Source organism: Streptomyces sporangiiformans, from assembly GCF_005768555.2.
Lineage (GTDB): Bacteria > Actinomycetota > Actinomycetes > Streptomycetales > Streptomycetaceae > Streptomyces > Streptomyces sporangiiformans.
Window position 1 is genome coordinate 1 of the sequence record NZ_VCHX02000324.1, and the last position, 14,806, is coordinate 14,806.

A 14,806-nucleotide genomic window follows, 5' to 3' on the forward strand; every position below is an offset into this window, starting at 1 on the left:
CGCCTCCGCGCGTGCGGAGGCGGGCCGTCGGTCTGTCCATCGACCGCCGTGTCAGGCGAAGATGTCGTACTGCTGGTATCCCGTGCCGATCGTCACGCGGGTGGCGAAGAGCTCGCTGGTGGCCTTTCCGGTGCCCGGGTACAGGTAGAGCGTGCCGCCGGGGGTGCGGGCCATGAAGTCCGCCCTGCCGTCGCCGGTCACGTCGCCGGGGGCGTCGAAGGCGTTGTAGCCGCTCCAGGTGCGCACCTTGATGCGGCTGGAGAAGGCTCCGGTGCCCGCCTTGCCGGTGCCCTTGTACAGATAGACGTACGAGGTGCTCTTGCTGCGCGCGATCAGGTCGGCCTTGCCGTCACCGGTGAAGTCGCCGTGTCCGCGCAGGGAGTTGTACTGGTTCCAGCCCGAACCGACCTTGACGCGGGTCGAGAAGGAGCCGTTGCCCTTGCCCGGGTAGATCCACAGGTAGCCGCCGGAGTCGACGGACAGCAGGTCGGGCAGGGCGTCACCGGTGACATCGCCCGGCGCCACGGTGCGCGTGCGGGTCTTCCAGTTGTCGAAGATCTGCTGCGTGGCCCACTGGCCGGTGGCGGTGACGTAGTGCGTCCAGAAGACGGCGCCGTCGGCGCTCCTGCGCACCACGAAGTCCTGGTAGCCGTCCCGGTTGAGGTCGGTCTGCAGGATCAGGTTGACCCCGGCCCAGTTGCCCCAGGAGATGCGCGAGGCGAACGTGGTGCCCTTGGAGTCGAGTTCGAAGCCCGTGTTGTCGGAGTCGCGGCGCAGGAACAGGTCGGCCCTGTGGTCACCGCTCAGGTTGGTGTCGTCGACGCGTGGGTACGCGGCGCCGACGTAGCTGCTGACCTTGGAGTAGACGCCGTACGAGCCCTGCGCCACGCAGTCCAGGACTCCCCAGGAGACGATGCCCACGATGCGGTTGTTCACGACGAGCGGGCCGCCGGAGTCGCCGTTGCACGGCGAGACGGTGGTGTCATCGGTGCCGCCCGCGGGGTTGCCCGCGCAGACCATGTGCCCCTTGATGAAGTCCGTGCCGAACGCGGTGGCGCACGTGGTGTCGGACTGGATCGGCAGCGTGGCCGTCTTCAGCGTCTGGGAGAGGTTCTGGCTGGTGGAGCTGGTGCGACCCCAGCCGTAGACCTTGGCGCTGGTTCCGGCCGCGTACGACGCCGTGTCGTTCGACGTCGTCATCCGGATCGGCTGGGCCGTGATCGGGGCCGGCAGGGTCAGGACGGCGATGTCGTTGTCGACGGTCGTCGTACTGAACGAGGAGTGGTTCCACTGCCGCCAGACGCCGGAGACGGTGCCGCCGTGCAGATCGGTGCTGCCCGCGTCGTCGGTGGTCGGCAGCTGCGAAGTGCCGGTGACGACGGCGCCGTTGGCGTGCCAGTCGTAGCCCTTGACGCAGTGTGCGGCGGTGAGGATCTTCGTCGGCGACACCACGGCGCCGCCGCAGAAGAAGCCGAGGTCGTCGCTCTCGTCCGTGGTGCCCTCGTCGTCGTGGTACCAGAGCTGGGCCATCCACGGGGCCGAGGTGAGCGTGGTCTCCGTGCCGCCGATGATCTTCGCGTCGACGGTGGATCCCGTGGTGTCCGCGGCGAAGCTCGACTTGGACGTCGTCTCGCCCGCGGTGTCGTCACCGGCGAGGGCTCCGGCGATCCGCTGCTCCAACTCGGAGAGCGTGGGAGAGCTGGTTCCCGGTTTGACCGTCGGCGTCGGCAGCGGGGTGGCGGCGTCAGCGGACGACATCAGCAGTGCTCCGGCCACGGCGGCGGCGAGCGCGGCGGCGGAGAGGGGCAGCGCGACACGGATCCTGCGTCTGTGACGGCCGCCCTCGGCCATGGGTGTTTCCACGGAAGTCCCCCTGAGAGACAGAGTTCCGAGCCGAAGAGCTCTTGACGGCTGCGAGCACAGGAATCAAGACGGTTTTCGGCCGAAGAGTGAGGGCGTGATCGTACACCCGTCCCGAACACCCCATTGGGCCACCCTCGTCACTTCTGTCCGTAACTTCTGTCCGTCACCTCGACCGCGGCCCGGAGCCTGCTCGGGACCGGCCCGGAGCCTGCTCGGAACCGCCCTGGGCCGCCTGGCCTCAGCCCACTTGGCCACTGGACGCCCCCTGTCCGTCCGTGATCGCGGCCTGAGGTAGGGTCCCCACGGATTCGTGACTACCGACCGGTAGTGAGCCGGTGCGGGGAGTGTCGGAGGGGGACAAGGCGATGGAATCCCACCTGGGCGACGGCGGGTCCGTGAACCTGGACCACGCCGGGGACGGCGCTGGGGACGACACCGGGCTGGAGGCGATGACTCCGGAGCCGCTGCTGACCCGGGACTACGAGACGCGCCCCTCGCTCGTGTATGAGCGGCTGAGGCAGCGTTACGGCCCGGTGGCACCGGTCGATCTGCTCGGTGTACCCGCCTGGCTGGTGCTGGGCTACCGCGAGGCTCTCCAGGTGCTCCAGGACGACGACGGGTGGCCGAAGGGGCTGGAGAACTGGCGGGCCCGCTCGGAGGGCAGGGTGCCGGCCGACTGGCCGCTCGGGCCGTCCCTGGAGGTCAACCATGTGCTGATCCAGGGCGGTTCCGGATACGGGCCGTTGCGGGCCGCGTGGGATGCGGCCCTCAAACCGTTCCAGGACCCTCGCCACCCTCAGGCGAAGCGGCTGAAGACGGCCGTCACCGCCTACGCCGACGAGCTGATCACCCTGGTGGGACAGGGCGGCGGCACGGGCGTGGCGGACCTGTCCGCCCAGTTCTCCCGGCCGCTGCCGCTGATGGTGGCCAGTCACCTGCTCGGCTTCCCCGGCTCGCAGGGCGACGACGCACTGATGGACATGTGGCGGGTGCTGGACGCGGGTCCGGACGCGGGAGCCGCCCTGGAGCGGTTGCTGGCGACGCTGGCGGAGCTGGCGGCGGTGAAGTCGGCCGATCCGGGGGACGACTTCCCCTCCTACCTGCTGGCGGCGCACCCGGATCTCTCGCTCGACGAGCTGGCCCGCGAGCTGTTCATGCTGCTCGGCATGACGTCCGACCATGTCGGCATCCTCATCTCCAACACCGTGGTCGAGGTCATCTCGGGTGAGGGCGCCGTGCGTGCCAGCCTCTCCGCCGGGATGGTCAGGGAGACCATGAACCGGGTGGTCATGCGCAAGCCGCCCCTGGTGAACTTCGTGCCGCGCTTCGCGGCCCGGGACACTCCGCTCGGGAACTACACGATCCACGCGGGCGACCCGGTGTGGGTGTCCTCCGCCGCCGCACACGCCGACCCGCTCTTCGCCGACCCCGTGGCGCGGAGCACCACGATCAGTACCCGGGCGCACCTGTCCTGGGGTGCGGGCCGCCGCCAGTGCCCGGCACGCGAACTCGCTTCGACGGTCGCGGCGGTGGGCGTGGGCCGGCTGTTCGAGCGGTTCTCCCATCTGGACCTCGCGCTCCCGGCCGACCAACTGCCGTGGCGCTCCTCCCCGTTCATGCGCGGACTGCGCTCGCTGCCCGTGCGGTACGAACTCGCCTCGGCGCCCGAACAGCCGGCGGCCGGCCTCCCTGAGCCACAGTCGGCCGGCATGGTGGTGCCGGATCCCTCCGCCCGGCAGCGCTCATCGCTGTGGCGCTACCTGACGGGCCTGATCCGCGCGGGCCGCTGACCGACGGGAATTCACCGCAGCTCCCTGCTGCATTCCACGAACCCCGGCCACGCCTGCGGGCGGCAACCCCGCCTGCGGGCGACCCGGGCATGGGTCGGTAAGGCTTACCTTATAAGCTGACGCGGTCCTCGTCGCCGTATCCGGTGTGCCGGGGCTCCACTGTTCCCTCCCCGTACGACAGGACCCCCATGCGCACGACCTCCCGCGGTCTCTTCGCGGCGCTCGCTCTCACCCCGCTGCTGGCCGGCTGTTTCGTGTCGGGCGAGGCCGACTCCAAGGATTCAAAGGCGGGGTCGGACGGCCGTTTGCGGATCGCCCTCGCGGTGCCGCCGGTGCAGTCCCTGTCCCCGTACAGCAATGACGCCACCGTGCTGAGCAAGCTCTCCGTGGCCGAGGGCCTCACGGCGCTGAACGAGAAGGGGAACGCCGCGCCCACGCTGGCGAGATCCTGGACGCAGAAGAACCCCACCACCTGGACCTTCGAGCTGCGCAAGGCCACCTTCCAGGACGGCACCCCGGTCACCGCCGAGTCCGTCGTCAACGCGCTCGACCACGCGGGTGCGGCCAAGCCCAAGCCCCGTGTCCTCAGCGACATGACACTTACCGCGAAGGCCGACGACGCTGACACCGTCACCATCACCACCAAGACCGCCGACCCGGTCCTCCCGCTGCGGCTCGCCAGCCCCGCGCTCGGCATCTTCTCCTCCAAGGCGTACGCGAAGGACGGCACCGTCAGTCCGATCGGTACCGGAACCGGTCCCTTCGAGATCACGAAGCTCACCGGGAAGAGCAAGGCCAGGCTCGACCGCTTCGACGACCACTGGGGCGGCAAGGCCAAGGCCTCCGGCGTCGACGCGACCTGGATCGCCGACGGCACCGCCCGCGCCAACGCCCTGCGCGGCGGCGACGTCGACATCGCCGAGTGGATACCCACCGCCCAGGCGAAGCTGCTGGATGCCGACACCCGTCACGACGTGCCCTCCGTACGGACCGACAGCCTCGTCCTCAACACCAGGAGCGGCCTCTTCACCGACGCCGCGCTGCGCGCCGCCGCCCGCGAGGCCGTGGACGGCTCCGCCCTCGTCGACTCGGTCTTCGGCGGGTACGCCGACCCCGCGCAGGGCCTGCTCGGGCCCGCTGTCCCCTGGACGGCCGACAGGCGTGTCGAGGTGACCGGCCGCGCCGCGGCGGCGACCACCGCAGAAGTGAAGTCCAAGTCCAAGGGCAAGACCCTGCGCCTGGCCACCTACACCAACCGCGCCGAACTGCCCGAAGCCGCGACCGTGCTGCAGCAGCAGCTGGAGAAGGCCGGGTTCACGGTGAAACAGGACGTGCGCGAGTACACGCAGATGGAGGCCGACCTCATCGCGGGCAAGTACGACGCTCTCGTCTTCTCCCGGGTGACCCTTCTGGACACCGGCGACGCGGTCGCCTACCTCGCCAGCGACTACACCAGCGACGGGGTCTACAACATCGCGGGCCTGAAGGACTCCAAGGTCGACCAGGCCATCAGGGCAGCCGCCGAGGAAGACGACACCGCGGCACGGCAGCAGAAGATCATGCGGGCCGAGGCGGCGATCCTGCGCACCGACGCCGTTGTGCCGCTCGTCCACGAGAAGGTCGTGCAGGGCATCGCCAGCGATGTCGAGGGCGTACTCCTCGACCCCCGCGAGCGCTCTCTCGTCGACGTCGACACACACCTGAAGTAGCGCCGTATGAGCGTCATGTCGGCGGGAGCCGGAACCCGCCCGTTCCCATGGCGAACCGGGGCCGGCCGCGTCGTCGCAGCGGCCGCGCTCCTGACCGCCGTCGCCATGCTCCCCTGGCTGTCCGGTACCGATCCCGCGCTGACGGTCCTCAGAGCTCGCTCCGCCGATCAGGACCCGACGCCCGCTCAGCTGTCCTCCATACGCGAGCAACTGGGCCTGGACGAAGGTCCCTTCGTTCATCTGGTGCAATGGCTGAGCGGACTGGCGCGAGGAGACGCGGGCACCTCGTGGGTGTCGGGTGAACCGGTCCTGCCGCAGGTGACGACCGCGTTCGCGGTCTCGGTCACGATGATGCTCGGCGCGCTCGTGGTCACCGTCGCGGTGGCGGCGCTGGTGTGCGGCCGCACCCTGTACCTCGGATCCCGGCGGCGGCTGCGGCGAGCGGGGACGGGTATCGGGGCCGCCGTGCCCGCCTCACTGCCGAAGTTCCTGCTTGCCTCCCTGCTCGCGACGGTGTGCGGTGTGTCGCTGGGCTGGTTTCCCTCCAGTGGCTGGGAGGGACCGCGGTCTATGGTGCTCCCCGCACTTGCCCTCGGTGTGCCGTCCGGAGCGATGATCGGCGGCCTGCTCGAACAGTCGTTGCCCGCCGCCTTCGGCGAGCCGTGGGCGCGCACGGCTCAGGCCTTCGGATTCTCGCCCGGCTTCATCTCCCGTACCGCGCTGCGCCGTGCGCTGCCCGGCGTGCTCCCCCAACTCCTGCCGACCGTCGTGAGCCTGGTCGGCGGCGCGGTCGCCGTGGAGAAGATCTTCAACATCCCGGGACTCGGCCGGCTCGCCCTGGACGCCGCCATGGCCCAGGACCTGCCGCCGCTGCAGACCGTGACACTGCTCCTCATTCTGCTCGGCGTCACCGCGGGCCTCCTCGTCCAGGCCCTGTGCCGCGCACTGCTCGGCCCCGCCCTGCGCGACGGCGCCCTGCTCCCTCTGCCCCGGCCGGCCCTCCCGCGAGCACGTTCCCGGCACTGGATCACCGGCTGCTGCGCCGCCTTGCTGCTCACGCTCGTCATCGCGGGGCTGCTGCGTGACCCCTCGCAGGTGGCCCCGGCAGCCCGACTGCTCCCGCCCTCGCCCGGTCACCCCTTGGGCACGGACTCGCTCGGCCGCGACCTGCTGGCCCGTCTCGGCCACGGTGCCCTGCGCACCACCGGCGTGGCCCTCGCGGTGACGGCGGTCAGTACCCTCGCCGGGCTGCTGCTCGGCATGGCCGGTCGGGTGGGCACGGGCCTGACCGAAGTGGTCTCGACTCTCCCGGCCGTGCTCGCCGGGTTGCTGACGACCGCGGTCACCGGCCCATCGGTCTGGGGCGCGGCGTGCGCGGTGTGCGCGGTCGGCTGGACCCCCTACGCCGCCCAGACCGCCGCGCTGGTCGCCCAGGAACGGGCCAGCGGATACATGCTCGCGTCGCTCTCCTTCGGCGCGGGCCCGTCCTATCTGCTGCGCCACCACTACGCGCCGGCCGTCCTGCCCGCCGTGCTGCGCAACGCCCTTCTACGGCTGCCCATCACGGTCCTCGTACTGGCCTCCCTCGGCTTCCTCGGTCTCGGCGAACAACCACCCACTCCGGAGTGGGGCCGCCTGCTGTCGGAGAACCAGCCGTACGTGGAACTGGCCCCATGGACCGTCCTCGGACCCGCCTGCGCCCTCGTGCTGCTCTCCGTTCTCGCCGTGTCCACCACATCACCGGGATCGGGACGACCCCGACGCAAGGCCGGGAAGAACGGTGCCGAGTCACCCAAGAGCTCCGTTCCTGTCCAGCGCCAGGCCGAGGCGGACGGGGCACGGCGCCCCTCCTCGGTCGACAACTCCCTCCGCAGGGCGCGCAGTTGACCTCGGCGCAACCCCCCGAGAGACAGACCGATCCACACCAGGATCGCCGCTATTTAGGTTAGGCTAAGCTAAGAAAAATCTTGGCAGCTTGAACCCAGCGGTGTGTGCGTCATCAGGGGAGGGAAATCACCCATGGGCTTGCCCGCCATCGACGGCTACCCGATGCCGGACCGCTCCGCCCTCCCCCGGTCGCATGTCTCCTGGAGGATCGATCCGGTACGCGCCGCGCTGCTGGTCCACGACATGCAGAACCACTTCGTCGGCGCGTTCCCGGCGGGGCGTTCCCCTGTGGTGGAACTCGTCGACAACATCGCGGCGCTCCGGGAACTCGCGGGGACGCTGGACATGCCAGTCGTGTTCAGTGCGGAGCCGGCCGGACAGCCGCCAGGACAGCGCGGGCTCGTCGCCGACATGTGGGGTCCTGGCATCGGGGACGAGCCGGATGCCGCCGCGATCGTCGCACCCCTCACACCTCGCCCCGGCGAGCATCTACTGGCGAACGTCCGCCACAACGCCTTCCTGCGCAGCCATCTCGGCAGGCTGCTGCGTTCGAAGGGCCGCGACCAGCTGATCATCTGCGGTGTGTACGCGCACCTCGGCGTCCTGCTGACAGCGGCGGACGCCTTCATGAACGACATCCAGCCGTTCGTCGTCGCCGACGCGGTGGCCGACTTCTCCGCCGAGGAGCACACCTTGGCACTTCGGTGGGCCGCACGCAGCGGAGTGGTCTGCATGACGGACGGTCTGCTGCGCGGCCTCCTCCTGCGGAGGGAGCCGAAGAACGCGTGACCACGTCACGGGCGGCATCGGGCCGACACACGGATACGACGAGAGACGGAGAACATGACCGTACGGGCCGCGGTGGCCGGAGCCAGTGGCTGTGCCGGTAGGGAGATCCTCCGCCTGCCGCTGTCGCATCCGGAGGTGGAGATCGGCGCGGTGACCGCGCACAACATCCCGGGGCGGGGGCCGTACAGCTCATGAACGGGGCGGGAGCAGACATGAGACCAATCGTCACCGAGCGCGCGGACGCGGATCCGTCCACCGGGTCACTTCTCTGGCCGGAAGAACTGCGGGGCAGCGCGGTCGTCGTCAAGTACGGCGGCAACGCGATGGTGGACGCGAGCCTGCAGCGCACGTTCGCCCAGGACGTCGTGGAGCTGTGGCACGCGGGCCTGCGTCCGGTCGTCGTACACGGGGGCGGGCCGCAGATCAGCGCGATGCTCGACCGCCTCGGCCTGGAGACCCGCTTCGAGGCGGGCCTGCGGGTGACCACGCCGGAGACCATGGAGGTGGTGCGCATGGTGCTGACCGGCCGGGTCCAGCGGGAGCTGGTCGGCCACATCAACACCCACGGGCCCTTCGCCGTCGGCATGACGGGCGAGGACGCGCACACGATGACCGCCGTGCGGCGGCCGGCCTGGGTGGACGGCCGGCCGGTGGACATCGGTCTCGTCGGCGACATCGTGGACGTGAACCCGGGCATGGTGCGCACGCTCCTGGATCAGGGGCACATCCCGGTGGTCTCCCCCGTGGCACGCGGTGAGGACGGGCGGGTCTACAACGTCAACGCCGATCTCGCGGCGTCGGCCCTGGCCGTGGCCCTCGACGCCGAGCGGCTGGTGATGCTCACCGACGTGGAGGGGCTGTACGCCAACTGGCCGCACAGCACCGAGGTGATCGAGCGCTTGACGGCGGACGCACTGGACGCACTGCTGCCGGGGCTGGCGAGCGGGATGCTGCCGAAGATGGAGGGCTGTCTGCGTGCCGTCCGCGGCGGCGTGCGCAGGGCACATGTGCTCGACGGCCGCGTGCCGCACGCGGTGCTGCGAGGTGTCCTCGGCGAGACCGGCCCCGGCACCACCGTGGTTCCTGACAACAGCCCGGACTACTCCGGCGCACCCCGGCCCTGACGCGGATTCAGGGCGAGGGCAGCACGGTGTGGGACAAGCCGGCGGTCACAGGATCCTCGCGAGAATCCGCGCGTTGCGCCGTGGGTCCAGGGACTCCGCCCAGGACTCAGGCGCCAGGTGCGCGGTCGTGGGCGCGAACCCGTACCGGAGGAACAGGCCGCCACCGCCGGTCGTCGCCGTGAACAGGGCACCGAGCGACCGGGCGCGCGCCCTGGCCAGCACGCCGCGCAGCAGCGAGGCTCCCACTCCGCTTCCCTGCCTGTGCCCGGCCACGCAGAAGTTGTACACCACGCCTGCTGGTCCGCGACCCTCCTCCAGGTCGGCCGAGTGCAGGCGCAGCCCCACGCAGCCTTCGAGGGTGCCGTCGGGGGCCTGAGTCACGAGGAAGTCGGCCGCGTGGGTGGCGTAGAGCGAGGCTGGCCGCTCCCGCAGTGCCCCCGAGCGCACGAAGGGCCGGGACAACTCGGCGAGTGCGGCGGCGTCCTCCCGCCGGGCGGTGCGCACGCAGGGTGTCGGCGCGAGGAGCGCATGCGGCAGCGGAGCAGGGCGCGGCGTAGCCGTGATCAAGGCTTTCCTTCCTCGGTTTCACAGTCGGAGTACGGGTTCACCGGGCCCCTGAGGGCCTTGCGACAACGCGGAGCGTTGGCAACCGACGACAACGCCGCAGATGTGCGTGCCGAGCCCCGCGGCCCAGGCGTGATTCAAACGACAGGCCCTAAGCGCACGGGCGGCCCGGGTAGTCGTCGGTCTCGGGTACGCCCGCCTCGCGCATCCTGCGCAGCACCTCGGGCAGGACCGTCTCGTCGCCGATGTCCACGGGGCAGTTGGCCTGCCTGTCGAAGACCAAGGTCTCCCCGGCCGTGTTCCAGATGACCCAGCGATGCCGGAACACGTCGTCCTGCCAGAGGTGCGCGTGGCTCTCCACCACCGCTGTCTTCCCGCTCACGACGCCGACTTCCCGGTCTCGCGGCCGTCTACGTAGGTCGCCACCACCTCGATGTCTCCGATGCGCGACGTATCGACGCGCCGGGGGTCGTCGCCGAGCACGACCAGATCGGCGAGCTTGCCCGGGGTGAGGCTTCCCAGGCTGTCCTCCCAGTGGCAGGCGAATGCGCCGGCGACGGTGTAGGCACGCAGGGCCTCGTCGACGGTGACGCCCTCGTCCGGGCCGATCACCTGGCCGGATTCGGAGGCGCGCTCGACCATGAACTGGACGGCCCGCAGCGGGGATCCGTCCGTGACGGGACGGTCGGAGCTGCCCACCAGCGTGATGCCGTGGTCCAGGAACGCCCTGCCGCGGTAGAGCCACGGGGCCCGTTCCTCGCCCATGATCGCCGCGTAGTCGTCGCCGAAGTAGCGCAGGAAGTTGGGCTGGACGACCGCGCTGAGGCCGAGTTGCGCGAAGCGCGGGAGCTGGTCGGGGCGGATCAGGCCGGCGTGCTCGATGCGGTGCCGGGCCCCGGGGCGCGGCCGGAGGCGCTGGGCCCGTTCCAGGGCGTCCAGGGCGACGTCGGCCGCGCGGTCGCCGATCGCGTGGACGGCGAGCTGCCACCCGGCGAGGTGGCCGTCCACGATCGTGTCCGCGAGCACCTCCGGGTCTTCCTGCAACTGGCCCATGTGGTCCAGCTGTTCGTACGGGCTGCTGAGCGCGGCGGTCCGGGCCATCATGCCGCCGTCCGTGTAGATCTTCAGTGCGCCCGCGGAGAGCCAGTCGTCGCCGAACCCGGTGCGCAGGCCGAGGTCGAGGGCCCGGGGAATGCCGTCGGCCTCGTGCGCGGCGACCGGGCGCAGCCGGTCCGCGGACACCATGAGCTGCACACGCAGCGGCAACAGGCCTTCCTCGCGGGCGAGTTGATAGGCACCCAACTCGACGGGGCTGTGGCCGAAGAGGGTGCCGCCGATACCCGCCTCGGCGCAGGCGGTGACGCCCTCCGCCAGGCAGGTCCGGGCGGCGCGCCCGATCGCCTCGGCCAGCTCCTGCTGGGAGTACGGCAGACGCAGCGCGCGGGCGGCTCCCATGGCGCCCTCGGCGAGGAAGCCGCTCTCGTGCGGGATGTCTGCGGGAAGCAGGTCGAGAACGGCGGTGTTGACGACGCAGCCGTGCCCGGAGTCGTGCAGCATGAACACCTTGTGCCCGTGGCTGACCTGGTCCAGTTCGGCGGCCGTCAGGTGACGGCCCAGGGCCCGCTGGTCGTAGCCGGCGATGCTCACCCAGGCGCCGGGCGAGCCCTTCCGGGTGACGGCTTCCTCAACGATCGCGAGCACGTCGTCGATCCGCGTGCAGCCCGCGATGCTCGGGGTGTTCTCCTTGAACCCGGTCCAGGCCAGGTGCACATGGGCGTCGATGAACCCGGGCAGCACGGTGGCGCCCTGCAGGTCGATCACCTCGCGTGCGGGCAGGGAGGTCACGGCCTCGTCCAGGCCGACGATCCGGCCCCGCCAGATGCCCAGGTCGTGGGCGACGGGATGCTCCGGGTTCATGGTGAGGAAGCGCGCGTTCGTCAGTCTGGCGCAGAGCATCAGCGGTGTCCTCTCGGGGTGTTCGGCCGGCACGGTCGCGGGCCGATCGGCCGCGTCCCGGTCGCGGGCGGATCGGCCGCGTCCTCGGTCGCGGGCCGTTGGGGGGCTGCGGGCACCGGTTCGCTGTGAAGGGTCAGACTTCCATGGACGCCGCGAGGGATCGGGGGCGCAGATCGGTCCAGTGGGCCTCGATGAAGTCCAGGCATGCCTCTCGGGTGTTCTCGTCGAAGACGGTCGTCCACCCGCCGGGCACCTCTGCGAAGGACGGCCAGAGTGAGTGCTGGCCCTCGTCGTTCACCAGGACCAGGAAACGGCCTTCGGCGTCGTCGAAAGGGTTGGTGCTCATGTTCAGTGTCTCCTCGAAGCCGACGGGGCCGGTGACAGCCCCGTCGAGAATGTGGATCAGGTCGTCGTTCGCCGTGGCGGGTGGCGCGGCCCCCGAAGGACCGAGCCGGTCAGCTGGAGAACGCGTAGGACTCGCGGTTCCGCAGCCGTCCCGCCACGGAGTTGACGATCTCACCCGCGCGGACAGCCGTGTTGGACAGCAGCGTCGAGGTGAGGCCGTGCGTGTGCTCGGTCGCGCCCTGGACGTAGATGCCGCAGCGCATCGCCTGGGACGTCGCGATCTGGTAGGTGCGGTCGATCCGGACCTTGCCGCTCGGCAGCCGGTCGCAGTACTCGCCGGTGGCTCCGAGCAGGGTGAGCGGGTCTCCGGGCCGGTAACCGGTCGCGTAGACGATCACGTCGGTGTCCAGCGCCGTGGTCTTCCCGGTGGGCAGGAACTCCACCATGGCACGCATGCCGGTCTCGTCCTTGGCGACTTCGACGAGCCGGGAGGCGTTGAAGATGCGCAGCCGTTCGCGGCCCTGCACCTTCTCCTGGTAGTGCCGCCGGTAGAGCTCGTCGATGACTTCCAGGTCCACGACGGAGTAGTTGGTGGAGGCGTGGTAGGCGTCCAGCCTCTCCTTGACCCCGTCCGGCGCCTCGAAGTAGTGGTCGACCGCCGACGGGTCGAAGATGCGGTTGGCGAAGGAGCTGTCGTCCGCGGGCGTGTACCCGTACTTGGCGAAGACGGCGCACACCTCGGCGCCGGGGAACGCGCTGTGCAGATGGTCCGTCACCTCGGCGGCGCTCTGCCCGGCGCCGACGACCACGACCCGGCGCGGCTCATCGAGCCCGGGCAGCTTGTCCAGCAGCTCCTCGCTGTGCCAGATCCGCTCGTCGCTCACCATCCCCTCCGGAAGCACCGGCTCCAGGCCGGCGGCGATGACGAGGTTTCGGGTACGGCGGGTGGTCAGTTCATCCGTTCCGTCACTCTGCCGGACGACGACGTCGAGGAACTCGACGGTACCTTCCACCACCACCGGGGTGACCGCGACGACCTCCGAGCCGTACTCCACCTCGTCGGTGAATCGGGCCGCCGCCCACTCGAGGTAGTCGTGGAACTCCAGGCGTGAGGGAAACATCGTCTTGTGGTTGATGAAGTCGACCATCCGGCCCTTGTCGTGCAGGTAGCTGAGGAAGCTGAACTCGCTCACCGGGTTCCGCATGGTGACCAGGTCCTTGAGGAAGGACACCTGCATGGTCGTGCCTTCGAGCAGCATCCCCCGGTGCCAGCCGAAGGCCGGCTGCTTCTCGAGGAACACGGCGTCGATCCGGTCACCGGTCCGCGTCTGATGCTCACGCAAGGCGATCGCGAGGGCGAGGTTGGAGGGTCCGAAACCGATGCCGACGAGATCGTGGACGTGGTGCTCGGCAGAGGACATGAAGGGCCCTTTCAGGAGCTGGATCGGGCATGGAAGACAATGCCGCGATTAGGTTAGGCTCGCCTAATTAAGGTGAGCCTAGCCTTTCCCCTTCCCTCTCACAAGGAGACGTTCATGCGGGTGGTGATGTTCCGTCACCAGGCGACCAAGTCCCCTGTGCCGGCAGCCGAGTTCTTCCGGACCATGGACAGCTGCCTCGCGAGTCGGCCATGACCGATCCCGTATCCGGCCGCGCGGCCGGCAGGGATGCCGACAGGGATGCCGACAGGGATGCCGACAGGGAGAACGCCTTCGTCGGGTTCGGACTGCCCGGCAAACCCGGCACCGACGAGTTCTGGGCGACGGCAAGGACACCCGCGTCGGTACCCGCCGACGACGGCGGTTGGATGACCTTGTTCCTGTGGCGCGGCTCTCCGGCGAGCATCGGCTTCGAGAGCTGGTCGGAGCCCGTACCCCTGCGCCGCTGGGGCGATACCGACTGCTGGAACGCCGAGGTGCGCATGCCCGCACGGCTGCGGGTGACCTACCAGTTCCTCGTGGGCGACGCGGCGTACGCCGACCCGTTCAACCCGGTCGGTGCGGGCGGTGACCGGTCCATCGCCGCGACCCCGGACGCACCGGCCCAGCCGCACTGGCCCGTCATCGACGCCGCCGACGTCCTGCCCCTGCCCCGCACCCGGATCCGCTGGGCAAGCGAACGGCTCGGCGGGCGGCGTACGGTACGAGTCCACCCGGCGGGCGGCGGCGGACCGGTGGTCCTGCTGCTCGACGGGGACGACTGGCTGTACCTGCATCCGGCCATGACCGCGTTCGACTCGGCTGTCGCCAGTGGCGAGTTGCCCCCCGTCACCCTCGTCTTCCTTCCGGCCAAGGACAGGAAGGCCGAGTTCGCGTGCACGCCCGAACTGTGGGAGGCGATCCGGGACGAACTGCTGCCGCTGGTGGCGGAGACCGGCGTACGCGCCGACCGGGACCGGCTGGTGGTCGCCGGGCAGAGCCTCGGCGGGCTGAGCGCGATGTACGCGGCACTGGAGTTCCCGGACCTGGTGTCCCGCGTCGCCTGCCAGTCCGGGTCGTTCTGGTGGACACCCGACGCCATGGACCTGGCGGACCCCTTGGGCGGCCCGGTCGGCGGCGCCATCGCCGCGCGCCTGCGGGAGCGCCCCGACCTGTCCGGTCTACGGGTCGCCTTCGACGCCGGGGAACACGAGACACGGATGCTGCCCCACTGCGAACTCGCCGAGTCCCTGACCGAACAGGCAGGTGCGACCGTACGGGTCTCGCGCTCGGCGTCGGACCACGACCGAGCGGGCTGGCGACACGCCCTGCTCAGGGATGTCGCCTGGGCCCTCGGTTAG

At 70.4% G+C, this 14,806-nt stretch carries 12 protein-coding genes and 1 pseudogene; 7 read left to right on the plus strand and 6 right to left on the minus strand.

Translation table 11 applies throughout. The features are described from left to right. Positions 1-51: 51 nt before the first annotated feature. Entirely contained in the window at positions 52-1,851 is a 1,800-nt protein-coding gene (locus FGD71_RS40780) for a trypsin-like serine protease (RefSeq protein ID WP_119105620.1), read from the minus strand. A 377-nt stretch (positions 1,852-2,228) separates the two neighbouring features. Here FGD71_RS40780 and FGD71_RS40785 point away from each other — a divergent pair, with 377 nt between their 5' ends. From FGD71_RS40785 to argB, 6 genes and pseudogenes are all read left to right on the plus strand, one after another. Next, complete coding sequence (locus FGD71_RS40785; protein ID WP_119105632.1) at positions 2,229-3,653, plus strand: cytochrome P450; 1,425 nt, start codon at positions 2,229-2,231, stop codon at positions 3,651-3,653. A 188-nt stretch (positions 3,654-3,841) separates the two neighbouring features. Further along, on the plus strand, positions 3,842-5,362 hold the full coding sequence (locus FGD71_RS40790) for an ABC transporter substrate-binding protein (protein ID WP_119105621.1): 1,521 nt from the start codon (positions 3,842-3,844) through the stop codon (positions 5,360-5,362). A 6-nt stretch (positions 5,363-5,368) separates the two neighbouring features. Beyond that, positions 5,369-7,249 carry an ABC transporter permease subunit gene (locus FGD71_RS40795; protein ID WP_119105622.1) on the plus strand — a complete coding sequence of 627 codons (1,881 nt, stop codon included), beginning with the start codon at positions 5,369-5,371 and terminating at the stop codon, positions 7,247-7,249. A 132-nt stretch (positions 7,250-7,381) separates the two neighbouring features. Beyond that, on the plus strand, positions 7,382-8,038 hold the full coding sequence (locus tag FGD71_RS40800; protein ID WP_119105623.1) for an isochorismatase family protein: 657 nt from the start codon (positions 7,382-7,384) through the stop codon (positions 8,036-8,038). A 54-nt stretch (positions 8,039-8,092) separates the two neighbouring features. Continuing rightward, positions 8,093-8,215 (plus strand): annotated as a pseudogene (locus FGD71_RS40805) (N-acetyl-gamma-glutamyl-phosphate reductase); the annotation flags it as partial. A gap of 35 nt (positions 8,216-8,250) precedes the next feature. Beyond that, the gene (gene argB / locus FGD71_RS40810; RefSeq protein WP_119105624.1) at positions 8,251-9,162 is read left to right on the plus strand and encodes an acetylglutamate kinase; all 912 of its coding nucleotides are present in this window, start codon (positions 8,251-8,253) and stop codon (positions 9,160-9,162) included. Between the two features lie 45 nt (positions 9,163-9,207). On the opposite strand, the gene FGD71_RS40815 is transcribed toward argB, so the two are convergent. From FGD71_RS40815 to FGD71_RS40835, 5 genes are all read right to left on the minus strand, one after another. Next, complete coding sequence (locus FGD71_RS40815) at positions 9,208-9,729, minus strand: GNAT family N-acetyltransferase (RefSeq protein ID WP_119105625.1); 522 nt, start codon at positions 9,727-9,729, stop codon at positions 9,208-9,210. Between the two features lie 148 nt (positions 9,730-9,877). Further along, on the minus strand, positions 9,878-10,108 hold the full coding sequence (locus FGD71_RS47745) for a hypothetical protein (RefSeq protein ID WP_162931362.1): 231 nt from the start codon (positions 10,106-10,108) through the stop codon (positions 9,878-9,880). Next, positions 10,105-11,682, minus strand: coding sequence for an amidohydrolase (locus FGD71_RS40825; protein ID WP_119105627.1), 1,578 nt, complete (start codon positions 11,680-11,682; stop codon positions 10,105-10,107). Before FGD71_RS40825 ends, FGD71_RS47745 begins: the two co-directional genes overlap by 4 nt. 133 nt (positions 11,683-11,815) lie before the next feature. Beyond that, positions 11,816-12,028 (minus strand): MbtH family protein, encoded by a 213-nt coding sequence (locus tag FGD71_RS40830; protein ID WP_119105628.1) that lies wholly within the window; start codon positions 12,026-12,028, stop codon positions 11,816-11,818. A gap of 109 nt (positions 12,029-12,137) precedes the next feature. Next, positions 12,138-13,448, minus strand: a complete 1,311-nt coding sequence (locus tag FGD71_RS40835; protein WP_119105629.1) for a lysine N(6)-hydroxylase/L-ornithine N(5)-oxygenase family protein — start codon at positions 13,446-13,448, stop codon at positions 12,138-12,140. A 209-nt stretch (positions 13,449-13,657) separates the two neighbouring features. On the opposite strand from FGD71_RS40835, the gene FGD71_RS40840 reads away from it, so the two are divergent. Continuing rightward, entirely contained in the window at positions 13,658-14,806 is a 1,149-nt protein-coding gene (locus FGD71_RS40840; protein ID WP_119105630.1) for an alpha/beta hydrolase-fold protein, read from the plus strand.